Consider the following 22,060-nt stretch of genomic DNA (forward strand, 5'->3'; position numbering starts at 1 on the left):
CCCCGGGCGCGGTCGGTCAGCTCGGCAGGTCCATGAGGAACGCACCCTCGGTCGAGAATCCCGACAGCAACCGGTAGGCCAGCACGCCATCTTTCAGAGCCATCAGTTCGATGGTGGCCCCGTCATACTCGATCGTCTTCGGGAAAACGTCGACCGCTTTGATGGCGATGGGCTTTTCTTCGAGCGGTATCGGTTGGTTGCCGGCAATATAAATCGGCTCGATCTGCGCGCCTTCTGCCGTCACGACGAACCGGAGCGCGAGGCTTGGCGCACCGTCAGTATTTGCGTCTTCAGCCGAAAGCGGACGGAAACGCGCCGGCTCGGTCACCTTGTAGGTCAGTTGCGGGTCCCAGCGCGCAATCATCCGATACGCCGTCGTCGATTCCGTCAATCCGAATCCGTCAGAGACGAAAAAGAAGACAGACGATGAGCGGATGCCATCACCAAGGGATACTGTTGCAGGGTCGACAGGCGGCTCGAGGTCTTCCATGCGGAAGCAGACGCGGCCCGAGCCTTTTGCACCAGGATTAAGACGCGGCGTCCATACGGCCGGGCGATCGAACGAACACATCACCAGCGCCGTCTCGGAGCCGACATTGATCGCCGGGAAGAACTTGAGCCCCGCCTGCAGATCGACCGTCCGCGCCTGCACCGCGAGGCTGACATCACCGTCGGCAACAACCGTATTCTCCAGCACGTACGCGCGTGCATTGCGAACGCTCTGTTGCAGGATCACATCGCCCGACTTGGCGGTTCGGATCGTCGTCTCGAGCGGCGCTGCCGGATCGACCAGAAGCGCGGCGTCGACGTCGTATTTAGACCCGAGAGGATAAACAGAATCCGGCGTTAGCGAGACACAAGCAGACAAGATGGCCGTCAGGGCGACGGCCGCCAGGCCGGACCAGCGTTTTGTTTTTTGGCGCATCATTGCACTTCACCTTCAGCTGCGGGGTCTTGTTTCAATCTCTGCATGTTCTCGAGCGCGGCTTGGATCGCGGCATCGTCTGCCGCATCTCGCTCGCCGGTCCCCCTCTCAAGTTGGAGCCGGCTGACTGAAAACGTGCCTTTCTTTGCCACGCCGCAGACGCGCATGATGCCGGCGCTGCCTTCGGTCCAGCGCGTCTCAAGCGTCGGGTAGACCACCACAGGCTCGCCCTTCAGTTCGGGATAATTCTGCCGTGTGCGTTCAAACTGGGCGAGCACATCGGCCTCGGAAAACTTTTCCGACAACCGCGTCACAGCGCCGGGCGGAACGGCGTCGCGCGACGAGAGAAGATTGATCTTGCCGGGCACCAGTTCGAATGTTGGCGCGCCGTTCTCCTGACAGAACCAGGCCGAACCCGAGGCGTATCCGTTGTAGGTGTTCCAGCTGACATTTGTCGCCGCATATGTGCCCGAAGGCACCTTCTTGATCAGGAAATTCACTTCGTCGTTGAGCACCCAAAGATTCGACTTCTCGTTCTCAGGGCGCTTCATCTTGTCGCCGATGCCCCAGGCGCCGAAGCCGAGGAGCACGGAACCGTCATCGAAATCCGTCTGATCCGCGTTTAGCCTCTGAAACTCATAGCCGCCGCCGGTTCCGACCGGACCGATGGCAAGAATCAGCACTGCATCCTTGCTGCCGGTATCGAGCGCGGTCGCCATGTCGGCTGCTGCGACCGAAACTGGACCTGCATCGAAGGCAATATTCGTCGGCGCCGTTGCGCAAGCTGTAAGCAGGACCGCCAGCACGGCCCCGAGACATTTGTTCATTTAGACGATTCTCCCCGCTTGAAGAAAATCGTTATCGTGGTTCAGACCGACTTCAAGACAGAGCGCGTAAAGCAGCGCGCACTTTGGTTGCGGTGTTGCAGCGAAGCCTCAGCCTGCCTGCTCGACCACGAGGGCGACCGGTTTGCGTTTGGCGCGGCTGGCTTTCCCGGCCTGACCTAGATCCGCGCCGTTGCCGACTTCAGCCAGTCCTTCGCCTCGCCGTCGAGTTTCCGGTTGAGCAGCTTCCAGACGCGCTTGTGGTAATCATTGACCCACTTGCGTTCGTCCCTGCTCAGCAGCTTCACGTCGATCAGCCGGCGCGCGAGCGGCGCAAAGGTCAGGCATTCGAAGCCCAGCATCGGAATCTCGCCACCCGGAATATCCTCCGCAGGCGTCACATATTGCAGGTTCTCGATCCGGATGCCGTAGGCGCCGGCCTTGTAGAAGCCCGGCTCGTTCGACACGATCATGCCTGGCTGCAAGGGCACCGCGTTCCACGGCTTGGCAATCCGGTGCGGGCCTTCATGCACACCGAGATAGACGCCCACCCCATGGCCCGTGCCATGCTGGTAATCGAGCCCGGCCTGCCAGAGTGCGTGACGCGCCAGCACATCGAGGTGCGTGCCGGTTGTGCCCGCCGGGAAGCGGACAGCCGCCAGCGCGATATGGCCCTTCAGCACCAGCGTGTAGTGCTTCACCATGTCTTCCGCGGGCTGACCGATCGGCACGGTCCGCGTCACGTCCGTCGTGCCGTCCAGGTACTGCCCGCCGCTGTCGATCAGATAAAGCGAGCCGCGCGCCAGTTTGCGGTTCGACGCGGTCGACACCCGGTAGTGCGGCAGCGCGCCGTTCGGCCCTGCGCCGGAGATCGACGGGAAGGACAGGTCGTTCAGATTGCCCAGGTCCTCGCGGAAACCTTCCAGCTTCATCACCGTATCGATCTCGGAGACGTCGCCGCTCTGCGCTTCGGTGTCGAGCCAGTGCAGGAAGCGCGTCAGCGCCACACCGTCGCGCACATGCGCGGCCGTCGTGCCCTTGATTTCCGCCGCATTCTTGCACGCGCGCGGCATCGCGACCGGATCACGCTGGCGCAGGATCGTCGCCCCTGCCCCTGTGAGCCTGTCGAAGAACCAGGCCGATGCCACATCGGGATCGAGGCTGACCGTCTTGCCGGAAAGCGCGGCAAGGCCTTCTTCCAGCTTCGACAAGGGCCGCAGCGTGACCGTATTGCCCAGATGCCGGCGCAGCGCCGAATCCGTCTTGCCTTCGTCAATGAAGAGTTCGGCTGAACCATCCGCGCGCAGGATCGCGCGCCCCAGCGGCAGCGGCGTGCAGCTGACATCGCCGCCGCGGATGTTGAACGCCCAGGCGAGGGACGCCGGCGAGGTCAGAACGGCCGCGTCGGCCCCGTCCCGCGCGAGCTGTTCACCCACCGCTTCCAGCTTGTCCGTATGCGCCACGCCGGCATGCTTCACAGGTTGCGCCACCACTTTCGCCATCGGCTGCGGCGGGCGACTCTTCCAGGCTTTGTCGATCGGGTTCTCGGTCACAGCCACCAGATCGCAGCCCGCTTTTGCCGCCGCCGCGCTCAATGCGGACACATCGTTCGGGCTCATCAGGCGCGGATCGTAGCCGACCTTCTTTCCTGTCAGCGATTGCATTGCCAGCCAGCCGAATGCGCCGGGCTCCGGAATGCCTTGCACCTCGATCAGCGCCGGGTCGGTCTGATCGGCGGCCTGGAGGGTGTAGCGCCCGTCGGCGAACAGCACGGCCTTGTCCGTTAACACGAAGGCCGATCCGAACGAGCCGGTGAACCCGGTGGCCCAGGCGAGGCGCTCATTGGCGTCGGGAAGGTATTCGTTCTGGTACTCGTCGTCGTGGGGCACATAGAGGCCGTCCAGCCCCTGTGCTTCGAGTTCGCGGCGGAGGAGCGGAAGGTGGGCCCGGCCATCCTGCGGCCCACCTTTGATGTCGAAGGTCTGTCTCATGCCCCGTCTTAGCGCTTTGCTTCGCCGCCGGAAAGCAAGCGAGCTATGCGAATTTTCAACGCAAATCACCTGTTGCCATACTGGATTGTTTACCTACGCGGGCCATATAGGCCGCACACGAACAAATGTTGCACCGCAACAATTCAAGGTTAACAAGGAACTGACAATGAAATTCGACTTCAACTTCAAGCCCGCCGCTGAAATCCCGGCTGCGGAAGCCCTTCGCCCGGCCCCGATCAAGGACTCGGACGCCGCAGCCGCCGCACCGGCTGCGCCGCTGGCCTTCGAACGCCTCGATCTGCTCGCCCGCCGCAACATCCGCCTGGCCCGCCGCGCCGCGCGCTGAGCCTCAGCGCGCTTTCTGGAACACCAGCGTTGACCAGCCGTCGCGCTTGATGCGCCGCTGAAACAGCATGCCATGCCCTTCGAAGGCCGTGCGCACCGTCTGTGCCTGATGGTGCAGCAGGCCGGAAAGGATGATCGTCGCGCCGGGAGCTGACAGGCGCTGGATTTCGGGCGCAAGCCCGATCAGCGGCTTCATAAGAATGTTGGCGAACACCGTGTCATAGGGGCCCAACCGGCGCATGTTCGGCGTGTTGGCGCCGCGCACATGATGCACGAAGAACGGGCTCACTTTGTTCTTGCGCGCATTCTCGCGCGCCACGAACACCGAGTCCCGGTCGATGTCGCTACCGGTCGCGAGTTCTGCGCCCACCATGAGCGCCGCGATCGCGAGGACGCCGGAGCCTGTGCCGAGGTCCAGCACCCGGCCGACCTTGCGGCGGCGGCGCACCTCTTCCAGCGCCAGCAGGCAGCCGAGCGTCGTGCCGTGATGCCCCGTCCCGAAGGCGGGCCCGGCCTCGATCAGCACGGCCGTCTTGCCCGGCGAGGTCGCAGCCAGCGCATGGCTGCCCACCACCACGAACCGTCCGGCATTCACCGGCGGCAGGCCTTCCAGCGACAGGGTCACCCAGTCGCGCTCGACGATCTCCTCGATCCGCGGGTTCAGGTCCGGCGCCGCCTCGGTGATGATGGCGACGCATTCCTCGGCCTCTTCCATCGTTTCGCAGAAGGCATCCAGGCGCCAGGCGCCCCGGGCATCTTCTTTGCAATCGACGGCGCCCGCAGGCGACGGGTCCACCCAGGCAAGGGCGTCCCAGGCGAGTTCAACCGGCCCGCGCGGGCCTCTGGCAGTGATCTGGTACATGGGCGGTGGCGTTAGCAGGCCGCCGGAGGCTTGGAAAGCCGTCTCAGGGCGGCGTGCCCTCAACGATCATCAGGCGGGAAACCGTATTGTCCGTCCGCAGATGGACGATCGCGGTGTATTCCGGGGATTCGAGGAATGCCTTGGCCGCCTCGAAGCTCGGATATTCCAGGATGACCACGCGCCCCGCCGGCGGCACGCCTTCGCGCGCCTCGGTCTTGCCGCCGCGAACGAGATACCGCCCACCGGCCGCCGCCACCAAAGGCGCCGCCGCGGCCTTGTAGCCCTCATAGGCTTCCGGGTTCGTGACATCGATCTCGACGAATACATAGCCCTTCGGCGTCGCGGCCACCTCCGGCGAAGGTGCCGGCGCGCTCGCACAGGCCGCCAGCCCGAAGACCGCCGCGCCCGCCAGACTGCCTGCAAATCCCCTCATGCATCCCTCCCCTGAGCCTCGCCCAACAGAACCCAAACCCCGCTCCACGGCAAGCCGGACCGCTTTTTTGCGGTCTACCCCTTTAATCCGGGACGGAAAAAGATTATCTGTTTATCGATAAGAAGAGGAGCCCGCCCGGGACCGCCATGTACACGACCGAAGACATGATCCTGATCGAAAGCCGCGTTGCCAACGAGCGCAAGAGCGCGGGCGCGGCCTATTTCCTGTGGTTCTTCCTCGGTTTCATCTCGGCCCACCGCTTCTATCTCGGCAAACCGGTTACGGCGATCCTGCAGATCCTCAGCTATTTCATGCTCATCGGCTTCGTCTGGTGGATCCTGGACATCTTCCTGATCCCCTCGATCATCAACGACAAGATGGACGAGACCCGCGGCCGCTACGCCCGCGACCTGCGTCGCTACGCTTACTGATCTTTCCGCTTTCCGGACCGGCCCCGCCCTAAGCCTCCCCGTTCCGGGGAGGGTACCGGTGCACGTTGCTGCAGACATCGCTCTACCCGATCCATGACTGTCTCCTCCCCACACAGTGGGGCGGGTCAGGGTGAGGGCCGGCTGCTAAGCAGCCGGAAGATCCTTGACTCATTATTTTCATAATCGTATAAATATTCTTGTTATAAGAAAGGATCATCCGATGTCCGATTTCTACCGCCCCAAAGGCCTCTCCAGCGCGCTCAGCTATGTGGACCCCAATGCCGCCTTCAAATGGCTGGAAGACGCGTTCGGCTTCGAGCCGGTCCTGGTCCTGCTCGACGAGAATGACCGCATTGCCCATTCGGAAATGAAGTTCGGCGAGAGTTTCGTGATGGTCGGCTCCGAATGGTCCGAGAACCACAGGAGCCCCAAGAATCTTGACGGCAAGAACACCCAGTCGGTTCACATCCAGCTCGCCCGGGGCGACGACATCGATGCGCATTGCGAGGCCGCCCGCCAAGCCGGCGCCGAAATCCTGCAGGAACCCGACACCCAGTTCTATGGCGACCGCACCTACCGCGCCCGCGACCCCGAAGGCCATATCTGGACCTTCGCCGTCACCGTCAACGAGATGACGCCCGCCGAATGGGACCAGGCCTCCGGCGGGACGCTCCGTACACAGACACGCCTGTGAGCACGACCGCCCGGCTCGACGCCGTCTTCACCGCGCTGGCCGATCCGGACCGGCGCCGCGCCGTTGAGCTCCTCGGGCGCGCGCCTCGCCGCGCGGGCGAACTGGCCGATGCCCTCGGCCTGCCCGCCCCCGCGATGAGCCGCCACCTGCGCATCCTAAAGCGGGGCGGCCTCGTCGAGGAAACCCATCCGGAGTTTGATGCCCGCGTGCGAATCTACACGCTGAAGGAGGGCGCGATGGCCGATCTGAAGCTCTGGCTCACCGAAACCGAGGCGCTGTGGGCCGCGCAGCTCACCGCCTTCCAGTCCCACATGGAAAAGAAGCGCAAGTGAGCGCCGTCCTTGTTGCCCTGCGCGTGCCGGCCTCGCCGGAAGACGCCTTTGATGCGTTTACGGATGAAATCGGCCAATGGTGGCAACCGGGCGCGCTGTTCCAGCTGACCCCGCGCGGCGATGGCACGCTCAGCTTCGAAGGCGGCGCCCGCCTCATCACCACCCTACCCAACGGCAAGGTGTTCGAGATCGGCAAGGTCACCGCCTGGCAGCGCGGCGAGCGTCTCGCCTTCACCTGGCGCCAGGCCAGTTTCGCGCCGGACCAGGTTACCACCGTCGAAGTCACCTTCGAAGCCGCTGGCTCCGACACGCGCATCACGGTCACCCATCGCGGCTGGGACACAATCCCGCAGGACCATGTCGCCCGCCACGGCTTCCCGCTCCAGGCCACGCAGATGCACCTTGCAAACCTCTGGCGCGCCAGCCTTGCCGCTTTCGCCCGCACGCTCTGACGCCCGGCCCTGCCCCAAAGGCAGAGATTGCCACCTGCCCCCGCTTCTGGCACCCACACTGCCACAAAGAACGGAGCGGCGAACATGATCTGGATTGCGCGTATCGGTGTCGGCCTTGTGGGCATTTTCTCCAGCCTCATGGCCGTGATGGCGATCAGCTCGCCCACCCGAGTGGCCGTCGCACTTGGGATCATAACCGACGCGCCTCTCGGCCTCAACACGATCCGCGCCGATGTCGGCGCCTTCTTCCTTGTTAGCGCCATCGCCTGCATCGCGGCGCTGTTCCGCGGCAAGCGTGACTGGCTACTCGCCCCGCTCGCCCTTTACGGGTTCGCGGTGCTCGGCCGTTTCCTGGGTATCGCCCTGGTTGGCGCACCCGAGGGCATCGCCCAGGCGATCGTGATCGAGCTCGTCTGCGTGGCCCTGCTCAGCCTGGGCCTGCGCTACTTGCCGGGCAAGTAGATCTCGTCGAACCGCGCCCACAATTCGGGCCGGGTCGTCTTGAAGCCTTCCACCGCCAACGCGTCATCTGCGGCAACGGCGTCCAGAGCTGCGTGCTCGATGAAGATATGCGAGGTCGGGATCGCCCAGTCCGGGTTGTCCAGCGTCCCAGCGCACAGGATCACCAGGTCCGGCGCCGCGTCGGGCAGGTGCCACATCCGCGTCCCGCAGGCGGCGCAGCGCTCGATGCGGATCGGGTTGCCGCTGCCGCCGGTGCGCACGAACGTATCGCGCGCGCTGTCGCCGCGTTTCAGGTCTTCCGCCGCGACATGCAGGTAAAGGCCGAACGTGGCGCCCGACAGGCGTTTGCAATCGTCGCAGTGGCAGGCGTTCACCGCTTTGGGCCGGCCGGTCACCGTGTAGCGCACGGCGCCGCAATGGCATCCGCCTTCCATTGGCAGTTCCGGCAGGGGCGGGCGAACGAAAACCTGGCGTCTCATGGCGCCAGCCTAGGCCCGCGCCTCCGCCAGGGCAATCAGTCCGCCATTGACGCCGCCCTCAGGCCGGAGAACACTCGCCTCATGACCCGCGCCTTGCTCCTCGCCGTCTTCGCCCTCGCTGCCTGTTCCAGCGTCCCCGCCTCCCTCGCCGAGGCGCCTGCTGCACCGGCCGAACCGGCCGCGCCCGCAGCCGATGTGCCCGCCTGGCGCCCGGTTGATCCGGAAAACCTGCTGCTGATCGAGTTGCCGACCGGCATGGTCGCGGTCGAACTCTTTCCCGAGGCCGCGCCCGCGCATGCCGCGCAGATCCGCGCGCTGGTCCGAGAAGGCTTCTACGACATGGAGTTCTTCTACCGTGTCATCCAGGGCCACGTCGCCCAGGCCGGCAAGGAGTTCGAGCCCGAACTGAAGGACGTGCCATTGTTGCCGCTCGAGGCCGAGCGCGCGGTCAGTGCAGACGGTTTCACGCCGCACGGCAATGCCGATCTCTTTGCACCCGAAGTCGGCCACCGGTCGGGCTTTGCCGTCGGCCGCGAGGGCGGCCAGGAATGGCTGCTCAATTGCCCCGGCGCCCTCGGCATGGCCCGCGACACGGCGCCGGACACCGGCAATGCGGAAATCTTCTTCCCCCTCCAGCCGCGCCGCTATCTCGATCGCAATTACACGATCTTCGGCCGCGTCATCGCCGGCATGGACAATATCGATCGCCTGCCCCGCGTCGATCCGTTCACGGAAGAAGAGGCCGAGGCCCTCTATGGCGAGGACGGTCCCCTCGCTTACCAGATGAGCCAGTACCGCCGCTCGATGCTCGAATACAACATGATCTACTCGGCCCGCATGGCCGCCGACCTGCCCGAGGCCGAACGCCCCGTCTATGAAGTGATGAACACCGCCTCGGCCAACTGGGACGCCCTGAAAAAGTCGAAGCGCGACTATTCCGGCATCGACGCCTTCGTCGCGCCCCCGATCAACATGCTCGACATCTGCACCCTGCCGGTCCCGGCCCGGAAGGTGGGCGAAGACTAGGCGGGCCCGGGGATCACCCCGACCCGCTGCGCTACCTTACGCATTTATAATCTGCACCATTCCCTACAGGATTCAGGGCTCTAGCGCGCGCCGGTCCGCAGCCGCGCCGAATCGGTCCCGCGGCTGTCTTGCCAGTTCCGGGGCGCCATAGTTTCGTGAAATCGCGGCGAGGCGGAAGGCGATGGGGCAGTGACAATGGCGTTTGAAGGCAAGGCACAGGTTGCGGAGAAACCCGCAGAATTCGAGGCGCGCCAAACCGGGCGGCGCTGTTTCGTGATCCTTCCGTATGCGGCGCCTGCCGCCGGCGAGGGCCCGTCCATCGATTTCGACGCCGTGTTCAACGAGATCATCCAGCCCGTCGCCGAGGACCTCGACCTCGACTGCATCCGCTCCGACCGGGTCAGCCGCTCCGGCCTCATCCACCGTGAGATGGTCGAGAACATCATCGACTCCGATGTCGTGATCGCCGACATCTCGCTCGGCTCGCCGGACATTTTCTTCGAGCTCGGCATCCGCCAGGCCGCCCGCCGGGCCGGCACGGTGGTCATGTGCCATTCGGGCACCGGCGAGGATTTCAATATCACCGGCGTGCGCGCGCTCGACTATGAACTCCCGCCCGAAGGCGCCCCCGCCCGGGCCCAGATCCTGGCCGATTGCCGCGCCCTGCTGCGCACGCATATCAAGAACAGCCTCGACAACCGGGCGACCGACTCGATTGTTCATTCGCTCATCCCCGGCATCAATATCCGCCTGCCGGACCGTCCCCTGCCCGAGCGGCGCTACCATATCTACAAGCTCGGCCTCGCCGGCATGACCGGCCCGAAGGCCGCCCGCCAGATCGAGATCGTCACCGGCGATATTGCAGACATCGACGACATTGATGTCTGGGTGAACCCCGAGAACACGCGCATGGAACTGGCGCGCCTGCACGATTCTTCAGTCTCCGCGACGATCCGCTATCTCGGCTCGCGCCGCGACCGGCACGGCTTTGTCCGCGACGATGCGATCACCCGCCTTCTGCGCAGCCAGGTCGGCGCCAATCACCGCACCGGCATCGAGCCAGCCACGACGATGCTCACCCGCGCCGGCGCCCTCGGCAAGACCAACAAGGTGAAGCTGCTGGTCCACGTCGCCGCCCATCAGGGCGAGCCGGGGCGCGGCTACCAGCTGATCGGCGCCTACCGCAAATGCGTCACCAACGCGCTCGCGGCCGTCGACCAGTACAATGCCCGCTTCGGCGCCAAGATGAACGCCAAGTCCGCGCTGCGCTCGGTGCTGATCCCGCTCTTCGGCGCCCGCTCGCCAGGCGAGTCGCCCCACGAACGCGTGCAGGGCCTCATCCATGCGGCCCACCAGTACCTGCTGCACTCGGCCGATACCAAGATCGAGCGCGTCGCCTTCCTCGCCTGGACCCAGGTCGACCTCGAACTCTGCCAGGCCGCCCTCCACCGCCTGGGCCTCAAGCCCGCCGGCGTCCCACGCGGCCCGGGCAGCACACCGAAGAGCTGAGCCCACTCTCCACAGGCGCGCGCTTCTTGTGCAATTCAAGGGGTGCGTCCATGTGCACATCTTGCGGCGTTAACGAATTTTAAGCACTATATATGGTGTTTGATGCCGCCAAAGACGATTGCCCAAGGAGACTCCCATGGCTGACGGAATGACAGAACTGCCCGGCCTGCTCACCCCGAGCCACGCCTACAAGCCGTTCCGCTATCCGTGGGCGTACGAGTTCTGGAAGAAGCAGCAACAGGTCCACTGGATGCCCGAGGAAGTGCCCCTCGGCGAGGATTGCAAGGACTGGGCGGTCAAGCTGTCCGACCAGGAACGCAACCTCCTGACCCAGATCTTCCGCTTCTTCACCCAATCGGATGTCGAAGTCGGCGCCAACTACATGACAAACTACATGCCGCTCTTCAAACCGGTGGAAGTGTCGATGATGCTGTCGTCCTTCTCCAACATGGAGACGATCCATATCGCGGCCTATGCCCTGCTGCTGGAAACCATCGGTATGCCGGATTCCGAATTCTCCGCCTTCATGGAATACAAGGAGATGGCGGCCAAGCACGACTATCTCGGCCAGTTCGGCTGCGAAACGAATGAAGATATCGCCGTCTCGATGGCCGTGTTTGGTGCGTTCACGGAAGGTCTGCAGCTGTTCGCGTCCTTCGCCATGCTGATGAACTTCCCGCGCTTCAACAAGATGAAGGGCATGGGCCAGATCGTCACCTGGTCGATCCGCGACGAGTCGCTGCACTGCGAAGGCATGATCAAGCTGTTCCACGCCTTCTGTGCGGAAACCGGCGTGATGACCGATGAACTGCGCGAAAAGATCCGCGAATGCTGCCGTACGGTGATCGCGCTGGAAGACAAGTTCATCGACCTCGCCTTCGAAATGGGCCCTGTCGAGGGCATGACGCCGGCCGACATCAAGAACTACATCCGCTACATCGCCGACTGGCGGCTCGGCCAGCTGAAGCTGGAGCCGCTCTACGGCATCGCCAAACACCCGCTGCCCTGGCTGACCGAGATCCTCAATGGGGTTGAGCATGCCAACTTCTTCGAGCAGCGCGCCACGGAATACTCCAAGGGCGCCACCAAGGGTGACTGGCACGGCGAAGATGGCGTCTGGGGACGCTTCGATGCCCGCCGCAAGGCCGAGAGCGACTCCGTCCCGGCGGAGTGAGCCTTCGCGCCGACATCCTCGGCTGGGTGATCCGGCGGCTGTCCGAAATCGATGCCGCCGACCCGGTTGCCCGCGCCGCGCTGTTCGAAACGCTGCGGGCCGAAACAGCGGCAAATGGCGCCGGCGGCGCGCCGGCCGATCTCGCCCGGCCTCATCTTGAAAGCGCCATCGCCCGGCAGGACGTCTACTGGATGACCCAGGAGACGCCCTGGCCAGCGCCGCCGCCATCTGCGCCCCTGCCCCCGCCGCCCGCGGCGGCGCCTGTGCCGGACATCTGGCAATGGCCACGCAACCTACCCCCCATCGGCCCGCCGCCGGGACCGCCGCCCGGCGAAGCCACCGGCCCGTTTGCCGATCACGTGTATGCAACCGTCCGGCTGGCCGTGCCCGGGAGCCTGCAGGACCTGCATCTCGGCTGGACGTTCGATCCAGACTGCAGCCTGACAGCGCATTGCCCGGCCATCGGCTTTGACTTCCGCACCCGCGCGGTCACCTTTGCCGACGCCGTCGAACATCTCGCCCGCGCGCTGCAACAAGGCGGGCTCGCTCTGCCGGATGAGGCGCGCACTCTCGACCGCTGACCCCGGGGTCCGCCGTCTGCCGGTTGCCCACACCACCATCGCCGCCGAAGCCACGTCGTCCGTACCTAGGTACAGGTACGGAGTGAAATACAATCTGATGGGGAATAGGTAGTCGGTGGGCTGTCAGACGGGCCAGAGAGGCCTTTCTGCCTGAAGGGGGATGTAGCTGCGGCGCCGGAGCGCGACGGCACGTTCAACGAAGGAGATGAACGCGATGCTCGAACTGAAAACCCTCGCCGTTGCGGCCGCCATTGCGGGTGCTGTGATCATGTCGGGTCAGGCTGTCGCGCAAGGCGGCGCCGGGCAAGGTGCTGGTGGCGGAATGGGAAGCCAGTCCGGCGCTCAGGATCGCGACCAGTTGCGCGTGAAGGATCCTGCCTCCGGCCGCGACCAGTTGCAGGACCGCGACCGCGATCAGATTCGCGATCTGGACCAGGACCGGCTTTTCCTCGGCACCAAAGACCGCATCCGCGCCTTCGACCGCGACGGCGACCGCCAGATCAACCGCGTCGAATTCGAGGACTGGCACAAGGACATGTTCGGGAACATGGATGCGGACGGCAACGGCCTCAGCCTTGAGGAATACCATGCCGCCCGTTTCGGCGCAGGGCCTTACAGCAATGCCAACCTGCAACGCCAGGCACTGATGCGTGAGCAGGCGAACCTGCGCAAGACCGAGCGCTTTCGCATCATGGACGGCAACGGCGACCGTATCGTCAGCCGCGAGGAATACATGCGTTTCGGTGAGCACGCCTGGCTCGAAGCCGACACCAATGACGACGGTCAGCTCACCTGGGCCGAACTGCAGCAACACAATCGCGGCATGTAGCCGAGGGAGGAAAGCATGACCCGCAATTCCGCATTCCTGGCAGGCGCTGCGGCGCTGGCACTGGCGACCGTGACGGCCTGCGCCGTTTATGGCGTCCCCTACCGTCATTATGGACCGCCACCGTCGGGCGTCGTCTATGTCATGACCACGCCACCGACGCCGCGCACGGTGATCATCCCGCCGCGGCCGAGTTCAGTGTCGGTCTGGATCTCCGGCTACTGGAACTGGACGGGCGTAGACTTCGTCTGGGTCGATGGGCGCTGGGACAACAACCCGCCGCGCGCTGGCGCGCAATGGGTGCCGGACCAGTGGGTAAAGACCAAAAAGGGCTGGTACCGCCAGCCCGGCCACTGGAAATAGGCCGTCTCACTGGACTCCGCCCGGCAGTGACACTCCGGCGGCCAACGAAGACACCGAAGCAGTTGCGGCCAGCTTGATACGCGCGCCGATGCGGCAACCATGAGCAACCGCATCGGCCCCAACGATGGAAGATTCCGGCGGACTGACTCCCCGTTTGCGCGCCCGGCCCTGCCCGGCTAATGTCGGGCCCATCATGGGCGCAGACGATTCCTCCACCGGCGATGACGCCACCGGCGCCCTGTTCGGCGGGGATGAGGCGCATGCCCGCGCCGGCGCCTATGAAGTGCTTGCCCGCAAATACCGTCCGCGCCGCTTCGAGGACCTGATCGGCCAGGAGGCCATGGTCCGCACGCTTTCAAACGCCTTCGAAACCGGCCGCATCGCCCACGGTTTCATGCTGACTGGCGTGCGCGGCGTCGGCAAGACGACCACCGCGCGCCTTCTGGCCCGCGCGCTGAACTTCGAGCCGAAGGATGGCGCAAAGGGCAAGAAGGGCAAAGGCGAGGCCGGCGGCCCGTCGATCCATCTCGACCCGCCCGGCGTCCACTGCGAGGCGATCATGGCCAGCCGGCATCCGGATGTGCTGGAGCTCGACGCGGCCTCGCGCACCGGCGTGGCCGATATGCGCGACCTGCTCGAGTCGTCCCGGTACGGACCGGTTTCGGCGCGCTACAAGGTCTATATCATCGACGAAGTGCACATGCTTTCGAATGCCAGCTTCAACGCCCTTCTGAAGACTTTGGAAGAGCCGCCGCCGCACCTGAAGTTCATTTTCGCCACAACCGAGATCCGCAAGGTGCCGGTCACCGTGCTCTCGCGCTGTCAGCGGTTCGATCTCAAACGCCTCGACACGCCGGTGCTTGCCGAACATCTCGGCCGGGTGGCGAAGAACGAGAAAGCGAAGGTCTCCGAGGAGGCCCTCGCGCTGGTCGCCCGCGCGGCCGAAGGCTCGGTGCGCGATGCGCTCTCCCTGCTCGACCAGGCCATCGTGCAGACCCCGGGCGGCGAAGTCTCGGGCGCGGCCGTTCGCGACATGCTGGGTCTCGGTGACCGCGCACGGCTCTATGACGTGTTCGAAAAGGCCATCGCCGCTGATGGCAGGGGCGCGCTGGCAGAAATGAAGGATCAGGTCGCTGCAGGCGCCGATCCGGCCGTTCTGCTGAAGGACCTGATGGATATCGCCGCCGATGTTTCGGTGGCGCAGGCGACCGGCGATGACTGGGCCGCGGCTGGCCCCGCTGATTGGGCCAACCGCACGCGCGCCCTCGCCCAGCGCCTGACTGCGGCGCAGGCTGCGCGCACCTGGCAATTGCTGTTGTCCGGATACGGCGACCTTCAGGTTGCGCCCGATCCGGCGACGGCGCTCAACATGGTGATCCTGCGGCTCGCCGCCGCCTCCAGTCTTCCGTCCCCGGAGGAAGCCGCCCGGATGATCGCGGAAGGTGCAGCGCCGCCGGGAAAGGCCGCCGCGCCCCTTGAGGCTCCGCCGAGCGCGCCCGGCGGGGTGTCCAGCTTTGCCGATATCGTCGCCGCCATGACACGGGCCCGCGAAGTGGGCCTGCAGGTCGATACCGAACGGTTCATCCGCTTTGCCTCCGTATCGGAAGGCCAACTCAGCTATTCCCTCGCGCCCGGCGCCCCGCAGGGCCTGGCCGGGCGGCTGAAAGCGTTCCTCGACGCCGAAACCGATATCGACTGGGTGATCGAGGAATCGGAGACCGATGCCGAATCCCTGCGCGAGCGCGAGCGCCGAGAGAAGGCCGAACGAATCGCCGAAGCCGAGCGCCACGACTGGGTCGCCGCCACGCTGAAGGCGATGCCCGGCGCGGTGATCCTGGATGTGACCGAAGAGCCCCCGCCGCTTGAAAAGCCGCCTGAAGGCGACAATGTGATCGATCTCAATGCCCGCCGCAGACCGGCCTGACGGAGTGACCAGATGAAAGACCTCGCCCAGATCATGCAGCAGGCCCAGGCCATGCAGACCAAGATGGCCGAAGTGCAGGCCAAGATCGAGGCCACGGAGGCCGACGGTGTGGCCGGGGCCGGCCTTGTCCGGGTCAAGCTGAAAGGCAAGGGCGAACTCGTTTCGGTGACCATCGACAAGAGCCTGATGGGCGATGATCCCGAAATCGTCGAGGACCTGATCAAGGCCGCGCACGCCGATGCCCGCCGCCGGCTGGACCAGGCGATGGAAGACGCCATGCGCGCCGCCACCTCCGGCATGGGCGGCCTGCTGCCGGGCTTCAAGCTTCCGTTCTGACCCGCAGCGTGACTTGGCCGCGGCCCGCCCTATAGTCGGTGCGGCATGATCGAGCCCCTGTTCACACCCGCATTCCGTCCGGCCGAGCCCCGCGGCCTTTGCACCGATTGCGGCGTCTCGCGCATGGCCGATGCCAAAGCGTGCGGGCGGGCCTGCCAGTTCATCCAGCCGGATTATCCCCGCTTCGAGGCTGCCCTGCATGGCCGCACACGCGACGATCAGAAGGCGGATGAAACGCATTTCGGGGTCTTCCGCCGCATGGTCCGTGCGCGTCTCGCCCCCGCCCGGGACGGCGCCCAGTGGACCGGCATTGCCACCACGCTCGGCGAAAAACTGCTCGCGGCCGGCCTGGTCGAAGCAGTCCTTACAGTCGCGCCCGATCCGGAAGACCGCTGGAAGCCGAAGCCCGTGATCGTCACGCGCGCGCAAGACATGGCCGGATGCCGGGGGATGCGGATGGGCTACTCCCCGCTGATCGCGCTGATGGAAGAGGTTGCCGCGCGCGGCCTGAAACGGATCGCCCTGATCGGCATTCCCTGCCAGGTCTACGCCCTTCGGGCGCTGGAGGCCGAATTCGGTCTTGAGAAGTTGTATGTCATCGGCACCCCCTGCTCCGACAATACGACGACGGAGAATTTCCACGACTTCCTCAAACTGCTCGATCCTGAACCGGACACGATTTCCTATCTCGAGTTCCGCGCGGATTTCCGCGTGGAGCTTCGCTTCGACGACGGCCGGCAGCGTCTGATCCCCTTCCTGTCCCTGCCGATTTCCAAGCTCCCGCGCGACTTCTTTCCGCTGACCTGCCGGACCTGCGTCGACTATACCAATGCGCTCAGTGATCTGACGGTCGGCTATATGGGCGGCGAGGGCGAACAATGGCTGATCGTGCGCAATGAACGGGGCGAAGCTCTGCTGGAACTGCTGGGCGACGCGCTGGTGACTTCCGAACCCGGATCGAAGGGAAAACGGGCGCCGCATGTGGCGGCCTTCATCAAGAATGTCGAATTGGCTGCGGGCGGATTGCCGCTGCGGTCAATGCCGGATTGGGTGCGCCCGCTTGTGTCGTTCCTTCAACCCCGCATCGGGCCCAAGGGGCTCGAATTTGCCCGCACGCGCCTCGAAATGAAGGCGGCCGAAACGGTGATCCATCTGCGCCGCGAGGAACCTGCCAAACTGAAGAACATGGTGCCGACCCATGTCTGGAAGCTGCTTGCGGCCTACGGGATCATGCCCGCCCCGGGCGAACAGAAAGACCCGGGGTGACAGATTCCCCGGACTCACGCATAACCCCCGCCCATGTCCCAACGCTCTGCTGGCCCTGAACTCCTGCGCCTGATCGACCTGATCGCGAAACTGCCGGGCCTTGGCCCGCGCTCGGCGCGGCGCGTCGCCCTGCACCTGCTGAAACGCAATGACACGCTGCTGAAGCCGCTCGCCGAGGCGATGGCGGAGGCCGGCGCGAAGATCCAGAAATGCGGGACCTGCGGGAACTATGACACCGTTCAGCCCTGCGCGGTTTGCCAGCTGCCCGGCCGCGATGACGGCGTGATCTGCGTGGTCGAGGACGTACCCGACCTCTGGGCCCTCGAACGCGGCGGCGCGTATCGCGGCCGGTATCATGTACTCGGCGGCGTGCTCTCCGCAATTGACGGGATCGGGCCGGAAGACCTGGGCATCGCGGCGCTGGTGCGCCGGGTGGAAGCGGGCGGCATCCGCGAAGTGATCCTCGGCCTCAACGCCACCGTCGATGGCCAGACGACCGCGCACTACATAGCCGACCAGCTGGAAGGCCAGGATGTCGAGGTGACCCGGCTGGCGCACGGCGTGCCGATCGGCGGCGAACTCGACCATCTGGATGACGGCACACTGGCCGCTGCCCTGCGCTCACGCCGGGGCGTTTAAGCCGCCAGCACCGCCGGCCGCAGAGGCCCGGGGCCGGTGCGGTCGGGTGGTTTGTCTGGCGTGCGAAGCTTGGCCCAGGACGTGTCGGCGTGGGCGGGTGCGGACAGGGTGTGTACGGAGGGTTTTGCCGCGCACGGCACAGGCTGCGGCACGGCGCGGGGTTCAGGCGCGAAGGCGGCGGCAAGGCGCGGGGACGACGCAAAAAGTTGGAGGGTAAGCGCGGCCGGGCGCAGCGCGCCGGGTGCGGCGAAGCTGGCGGCAAAATCGGTCGGCAGGTGACGCAGGTAGACGCGGCCCCATTTTGTGACGCCGTACCAGTAGGGCACGCCGGGCCCGTACTGCGCGCGCCCAGCGCTTCAGCGCGACCAGCTGAAGGAAGATCAGCGGCCCGATCAGGCGCAGGAAGCCGGTAAGGCCGGCAGGCGGGCGGCGGAGCGAATAGGACATCGGACCCGAGGATAGGCCCGGTCGGTGTCCCGCCGGATTGGCGGGGGCGGATTTTTCCGGATCTGAAGGCGCCGTGCGCTGGAAACGCCGAAAATGCGGGGAGGCGCACGTGTCCGAATGCCCTGTTCTGTCTGGCTTTCTGGATCCTGGACAACCGCTGCGCGGTTTCCGGGATAACGGGAAAGTTCGGGCGCAAATGAACCGCCGCATCGCCGGAAAGGTCGCGCAAGCGGGGCCTTGTGCGACCTGATTCGGCCCCTTCGGGGGCAGGTGCGGCGCGGGCGGTGATGCGCGTTCGGGCAAGACTGCCCAGCCGGTGGGCAGATCGCCTGTCAGGGGAGAAATTCAACACGGGATGAAAGGTCGCGCTTGTAATGCTGCGGCTGCGAGGCAATTGTTGCGATGCAACATGAACCTCAGCCGCACCAGGATGGCCACAGCGCCTACGGAGGGCGTTGTCCTGGCAGACGGCAATGCGGGGCGAAATCGAGTTGCGGGAGGAGTTTCCAGCCTGGCCCTGCCCGGCTCTAACTCTGAAGGAACTGACTCATGATCAAGCTTACTGTATCGGCCCTGTCGGCCGCTGTCCTGCTTTCGCCCGTCGCCCTCGCCGAGGGCTCCAAGCCGGTCACCCTGACCCATACCTATGACATGACGCTGGTATCCAGCGAAGCCGGCGCGACCGAGCTTCTGGCCGACCTCACGATCGCCGCCAGGCGCGCCTGCACCTCGCGCGTGCCGGTGATGGGCAACTATACAGACAAGGCCTGCGCGGAGTCGTTGGTCGTGGCCGCTGTCAAGCAGATCCAGGCCGCCTCCACTGAGGCCGGCACCGATCTGGCGCCGACCCTGCAGCAGGTGGCGCAAGTCCAGCTCGCCTCGACGAACTGATCGTTTTCTTCCGGAACAACGCCAGACCACGTTTCCTCCCGGTCTTCGGCGTTGGAGGGGCCATCCCCGGCCAGGGATGGCCCCTCACTTCGGGTCCAAGATTCCGATCCACCCCAGATTGACGTAGCGTCAAGTTTCCCTAAGGTAATCTCTGGAGCGGCCCAAGCCGCCCAGTGCCCATAGGGGGCGGGAGGATGACCCATGAGACTGACCCTGGATGCGGCGCCGTCGCGCCTGTCGCTATCCGTTCTGCTGGCCGTGCCGCTGGTCTATGCGCTGTTCCTGGCCGCGAGCCTGCTGATCAAGGTGGACGAGCTGGTGCTGACCAAGGCGCCGGAGCGGCTGCTGACACCGATAGTGGCGGCGCCGGAGACATTGCTGACGCCAGAGACCAAGCCGCCGATCACGCCGCAGACACTGATCGAGCAGCCGCCCGCATTCGAGCGCCCGCATATCGAGACGACGGGCAGCGCCCCGACCTACATATTCACGGCACCGGAATCCGACATCTTCACGATCGGCAAGCTCCAGCCGCCGGTGGCGGCCGTGATCCCGGTCGCCGGGCGCAATATCGAAGCGCTGCGTGCGCCGGCGCCTTCGGTTCCGGCCGCCGCCATGACGCGCGGGATTTCCGGCAGCTGTGATGTGATGTTCGATGTGGATGTGCGCGGGCGGCCCTTCAACCTGACCGCTCAGTGCACGAACGACATCTTCAAGGCTGAAGCCATCCGTGCGGTGAGCAAGGCCGAGTTCCTGCCGAAAGTGCGCAATGGCGCGCCGGTGGAGCAACGCGGCGCGATCTATCCGATCGAATTCATTGTGAAGTGACGCGGAGGCCCGGCGCGGCCCTCTCCGTCAACCGGGAGGGCCAGCCGGAGACTTCGCGGCCTCAGGCGTCGGCGCTGGTCTTGGACTGGCGCTTGCGCACGTTCGGGTCGAGATGGACCTTCCGTAGGCGGATCGATTTCGGCGTGACTTCGACCAGCTCGTCATCGGCGATATAGGCGAGCGACTTTTCCAGCGTCATCAGGAGCGGCGCCGTGAGACGGACGGCTTCGTCCGAACCGGAGGCGCGCATGTTGGTAAGCTTCTTGCCCTTAAGGACGTTCACTTCGAGATCGTTGTCGCGGTTGTGCTCGCCGACGATCATGCCGCCATAAACCTTCGTTCCCGGATGGATCATCATCGGGCCGCGGTCTTCGAGGTTCCAGAGCGCGAAAGCGACGGCCTCGCCCTGCTCCATGGCGATCAGCACGCCGGTATGGCGGCCCTGGATCCGGCCCTTGTGCGGGGCATATTCGTGAAAGATGCGGTTCATGATGGCGGTGCCGCGCGTGTCGGACAACAGTTCGCCCTGATAGCCGATCAGGCCGCGCGTCGGCGCGTGGAAGACAAGACGCGTGCGGCCGACGCCCGAGGGGCGCATGTCGAGCATCTCGGCTTTGCGCTCGGCCATCTTCTGCACGACGATACCGGAATGTTCGTCATCGACGTCGATGATGACTTCCTCGATCGGCTCGAGTTTTTCGCCGCTTTCGCTGGTCTGCATGACGACCTGCGGACGGGCGACGCCGAGTTCGTAGCCTTCACGGCGCATGGTTTCGATCAGCACGGCGAGCTGGAGTTCGCCGCGGCCGGAGACGGTGAAGGCTTCGGCATCGGTGGCGCGCTCGACCTTCAGCGCGACGTTGCCTTCGGCCTCTTTCTGGAGGCGGTCCCAGATCATCCGTGACGTGACTTTCGTGCCCTCGGTGCCGGCGAGCGGCGAGTCGTTGACGCGGAAGGTCATCGAGATGGTCGGCGGGTCGATCGGGCGCGCTTCGAGCGGCTGGGTGACGGACGGATCGCAGAACGTGTCGGCGACGTTGGCCTTGGTCATGCCGGCCAACGAGACGATGTCGCCCGCCTGGCCTTCTTCGACGGGCACGCGCTCAAGGCCGCGGAAGGCGAGCACTTTCGAGATGCGCCCCTGCTCCACGAGCTGGCCGTCGCGCGAGAGGACCTTGACGGTCTGGTTCGGCTTGACCGAGCCGGACAGGACGCGGCCGGTGAGGATGCGGCCAAGGAACGGGTCGGCGGAGATGGTGGTGGCGAGGAAGCGGAAAGGGCCTTCCTCGACGCGCGGCACCGGCACATGATCGACGACGAGCTGGAACAGTTCGTCCATGTTGGCGACGGGGGTTTCGTATTGTTTCGACATCCAGCCATTCTTGGCCGAGCCGTAGAGAATCGGGAAATCGAGCTGCTCGTCGGTGGCGTCAAGGTTGGCGAAGAGGTCGAAGACCTCGTTGACGACCTCGTCCGGGCGGCGCTCCGGCTTGTCGATCTTGTTGACGGCTACGATCGGACGCAGGCCGCATTTGAGGGCTTTGGAGACCACGAACTTGGTCTGCGGCATCGGGCCTTCGGAGGAGTCAACGAGCACGATCGCGCCGTCCACCATGTCGAGGATACGCTCCACCTCGCCGCCGAAATCGGCGTGGCCGGGCGTGTCGACGATGTTGATCCGGTAGCCGTTCCACTCCACCGAGGTGGTCTTGGCGAGGATCGTGATGCCGCGCTCTTTCTCCAGATCGTTGGAGTCCATCATGCGTTCGGCGGTCTTCTCGTTCTGGCGGAATGTGCCGGATTGTTTGAGAAGCTCGTCCACAAGCGTGGTCTTGCCGTGGTCAACGTGCGCGATAATCGCGATATTGCGCATCTTTTCGATCGGGGTCGTCATAGGGCGGGCTTTCCGGCGGGCGGCGTTCGGGAGGAGAACGGGCTTTTGAGGGTGGGTTTGGCGCGCACGTAGCAGAGGTCTGCGGGTTTGACCATGCCGGCGCGGCATCGGACACTTATTGTGACC

Annotated in this window: 27 protein-coding genes; 19 read left to right on the plus strand and 8 right to left on the minus strand. The window is 65.2% G+C overall.

Translation table 11 applies throughout. From position 1 onward, the window contains the following. Positions 1-16 precede the first annotated feature (16 nt). A complete protein-coding gene (locus GC148_RS10650; RefSeq protein WP_291070730.1) occupies positions 17-928 on the minus strand; it encodes a hypothetical protein in 912 nt (303 codons plus the stop codon). Continuing rightward, positions 925-1,752, minus strand: coding sequence for a hypothetical protein (locus GC148_RS10655; protein ID WP_291070731.1), 828 nt, complete (start codon positions 1,750-1,752; stop codon positions 925-927). The genes GC148_RS10650 and GC148_RS10655 overlap by 4 nt, the downstream gene beginning before the upstream one ends. A gap of 18 nt (positions 1,753-1,770) precedes the next feature. Here GC148_RS10655 and GC148_RS10660 point away from each other — a divergent pair, with 18 nt between their 5' ends. Then, positions 1,771-1,932 (plus strand): hypothetical protein, encoded by a 162-nt coding sequence (locus tag GC148_RS10660; protein ID WP_291070732.1) that lies wholly within the window; start codon positions 1,771-1,773, stop codon positions 1,930-1,932. On the opposite strand, the gene GC148_RS10665 is transcribed toward GC148_RS10660, so the two are convergent. Further along, complete coding sequence (locus GC148_RS10665; RefSeq protein WP_291070733.1) at positions 1,929-3,740, minus strand: aminopeptidase P family protein; 1,812 nt, start codon at positions 3,738-3,740, stop codon at positions 1,929-1,931. The two genes, GC148_RS10660 and GC148_RS10665, sit on opposite strands and share 4 nt — an antisense overlap. Before the next feature lie 166 nt (positions 3,741-3,906). Here GC148_RS10665 and GC148_RS10670 point away from each other — a divergent pair, with 166 nt between their 5' ends. Next, the gene (locus tag GC148_RS10670) at positions 3,907-4,086 is read left to right on the plus strand and encodes a hypothetical protein (RefSeq protein WP_291070734.1); all 180 of its coding nucleotides are present in this window, start codon (positions 3,907-3,909) and stop codon (positions 4,084-4,086) included. Positions 4,087-4,089: 3 nt separating this feature from the next. Here the strand turns inward: GC148_RS10670 and GC148_RS10675 are convergent, their stop codons facing one another. After that, positions 4,090-4,947: a 50S ribosomal protein L11 methyltransferase gene (locus GC148_RS10675; protein ID WP_291070735.1), complete on the minus strand. Its 858-nt coding sequence runs from the start codon at positions 4,945-4,947 to the stop codon at positions 4,090-4,092. Positions 4,948-4,990: 43 nt separating this feature from the next. After that, on the minus strand, positions 4,991-5,380 hold the full coding sequence (locus GC148_RS10680; protein ID WP_291070736.1) for a DUF1330 domain-containing protein: 390 nt from the start codon (positions 5,378-5,380) through the stop codon (positions 4,991-4,993). A 146-nt stretch (positions 5,381-5,526) separates the two neighbouring features. Between GC148_RS10680 and GC148_RS10685 the strand changes: the two genes are divergently transcribed. The 5 genes from GC148_RS10685 (at position 5,527) to GC148_RS10705 (ending at position 7,751) form a co-directional block, all read left to right on the plus strand. Then, entirely contained in the window at positions 5,527-5,811 is a 285-nt protein-coding gene (locus tag GC148_RS10685; protein ID WP_291070737.1) for a TM2 domain-containing protein, read from the plus strand. 220 nt (positions 5,812-6,031) lie between these two features. After that, on the plus strand, positions 6,032-6,505 hold the full coding sequence (locus GC148_RS10690) for a VOC family protein (RefSeq protein WP_291070738.1): 474 nt from the start codon (positions 6,032-6,034) through the stop codon (positions 6,503-6,505). After that, positions 6,502-6,837: a metalloregulator ArsR/SmtB family transcription factor gene (locus tag GC148_RS10695; protein WP_291070739.1), complete on the plus strand. Its 336-nt coding sequence runs from the start codon at positions 6,502-6,504 to the stop codon at positions 6,835-6,837. The genes GC148_RS10690 and GC148_RS10695 overlap by 4 nt, the downstream gene beginning before the upstream one ends. Then, positions 6,834-7,289: an SRPBCC domain-containing protein gene (locus GC148_RS10700; RefSeq protein ID WP_291070740.1), complete on the plus strand. Its 456-nt coding sequence runs from the start codon at positions 6,834-6,836 to the stop codon at positions 7,287-7,289. The genes GC148_RS10695 and GC148_RS10700 overlap by 4 nt, the downstream gene beginning before the upstream one ends. A gap of 84 nt (positions 7,290-7,373) precedes the next feature. Next, positions 7,374-7,751 (plus strand): DUF4345 family protein, encoded by a 378-nt coding sequence (locus GC148_RS10705; protein ID WP_291070741.1) that lies wholly within the window; start codon positions 7,374-7,376, stop codon positions 7,749-7,751. Here GC148_RS10705 and GC148_RS10710 read toward each other — a convergent pair. After that, positions 7,733-8,230 (minus strand): GFA family protein, encoded by a 498-nt coding sequence (locus GC148_RS10710; RefSeq protein WP_291070742.1) that lies wholly within the window; start codon positions 8,228-8,230, stop codon positions 7,733-7,735. The genes GC148_RS10705 and GC148_RS10710 overlap by 19 nt on opposite strands. An 81-nt stretch (positions 8,231-8,311) precedes the next feature. Between GC148_RS10710 and GC148_RS10715 the strand changes: the two genes are divergently transcribed. From GC148_RS10715 to recR, 10 genes are all read left to right on the plus strand, one after another. Further along, positions 8,312-9,256 (plus strand): peptidylprolyl isomerase, encoded by a 945-nt coding sequence (locus GC148_RS10715; protein ID WP_291070743.1) that lies wholly within the window; start codon positions 8,312-8,314, stop codon positions 9,254-9,256. A 189-nt stretch (positions 9,257-9,445) separates the two neighbouring features. Next, positions 9,446-10,765: a hypothetical protein gene (locus GC148_RS10720; RefSeq protein WP_291070744.1), complete on the plus strand. Its 1,320-nt coding sequence runs from the start codon at positions 9,446-9,448 to the stop codon at positions 10,763-10,765. Between the two features lie 136 nt (positions 10,766-10,901). Beyond that, positions 10,902-11,939: a ribonucleotide-diphosphate reductase subunit beta gene (locus GC148_RS10725; RefSeq protein WP_291070745.1), complete on the plus strand. Its 1,038-nt coding sequence runs from the start codon at positions 10,902-10,904 to the stop codon at positions 11,937-11,939. Continuing rightward, positions 11,936-12,520 carry a hypothetical protein gene (locus tag GC148_RS10730; protein WP_291070746.1) on the plus strand — a complete coding sequence of 195 codons (585 nt, stop codon included), beginning with the start codon at positions 11,936-11,938 and terminating at the stop codon, positions 12,518-12,520. Before GC148_RS10725 ends, GC148_RS10730 begins: the two co-directional genes overlap by 4 nt. A 214-nt stretch (positions 12,521-12,734) precedes the next feature. Beyond that, complete coding sequence (locus tag GC148_RS10735) at positions 12,735-13,349, plus strand: hypothetical protein (RefSeq protein ID WP_291070747.1); 615 nt, start codon at positions 12,735-12,737, stop codon at positions 13,347-13,349. Between the two features lie 15 nt (positions 13,350-13,364). Then, positions 13,365-13,709: a hypothetical protein gene (locus GC148_RS10740; protein ID WP_291070748.1), complete on the plus strand. Its 345-nt coding sequence runs from the start codon at positions 13,365-13,367 to the stop codon at positions 13,707-13,709. A 193-nt stretch (positions 13,710-13,902) separates the two neighbouring features. Beyond that, complete coding sequence (locus GC148_RS10745) at positions 13,903-15,633, plus strand: DNA polymerase III subunit gamma/tau (RefSeq protein ID WP_291070749.1); 1,731 nt, start codon at positions 13,903-13,905, stop codon at positions 15,631-15,633. 12 nt (positions 15,634-15,645) lie between these two features. Further along, on the plus strand, positions 15,646-15,969 hold the full coding sequence (locus GC148_RS10750; protein WP_291070750.1) for a YbaB/EbfC family nucleoid-associated protein: 324 nt from the start codon (positions 15,646-15,648) through the stop codon (positions 15,967-15,969). A gap of 45 nt (positions 15,970-16,014) precedes the next feature. After that, on the plus strand, positions 16,015-17,235 hold the full coding sequence (locus tag GC148_RS10755; RefSeq protein WP_291070751.1) for a Coenzyme F420 hydrogenase/dehydrogenase, beta subunit C-terminal domain: 1,221 nt from the start codon (positions 16,015-16,017) through the stop codon (positions 17,233-17,235). 33 nt (positions 17,236-17,268) lie between these two features. Further along, the gene (recR, locus tag GC148_RS10760; RefSeq protein WP_291070752.1) at positions 17,269-17,874 is read left to right on the plus strand and encodes a recombination mediator RecR; all 606 of its coding nucleotides are present in this window, start codon (positions 17,269-17,271) and stop codon (positions 17,872-17,874) included. Here the strand turns inward: recR and GC148_RS10765 are convergent. Further along, complete coding sequence (locus tag GC148_RS10765) at positions 17,871-18,200, minus strand: hypothetical protein (protein ID WP_291070753.1); 330 nt, start codon at positions 18,198-18,200, stop codon at positions 17,871-17,873. The genes recR and GC148_RS10765 overlap by 4 nt on opposite strands. 670 nt (positions 18,201-18,870) lie before the next feature. On the opposite strand from GC148_RS10765, the gene GC148_RS10770 reads away from it, so the two are divergent. Next, entirely contained in the window at positions 18,871-19,212 is a 342-nt protein-coding gene (locus GC148_RS10770) for a UrcA family protein (protein WP_291070754.1), read from the plus strand. A 201-nt stretch (positions 19,213-19,413) separates the two neighbouring features. Further along, positions 19,414-20,040 (plus strand): energy transducer TonB, encoded by a 627-nt coding sequence (locus tag GC148_RS10775; protein WP_291070755.1) that lies wholly within the window; start codon positions 19,414-19,416, stop codon positions 20,038-20,040. 61 nt (positions 20,041-20,101) lie between these two features. On the opposite strand, the gene typA is transcribed toward GC148_RS10775, so the two are convergent. Then, positions 20,102-21,934, minus strand: a complete 1,833-nt coding sequence (typA, locus tag GC148_RS10780) for a translational GTPase TypA (protein ID WP_291070756.1) — start codon at positions 21,932-21,934, stop codon at positions 20,102-20,104. Positions 21,935-22,060: the final 126 nt, after the last annotated feature.

Source organism: Hyphomonas sp., from assembly GCF_016125515.1.
Classification (GTDB): domain Bacteria; phylum Pseudomonadota; class Alphaproteobacteria; order Caulobacterales; family Hyphomonadaceae; genus Hyphomonas.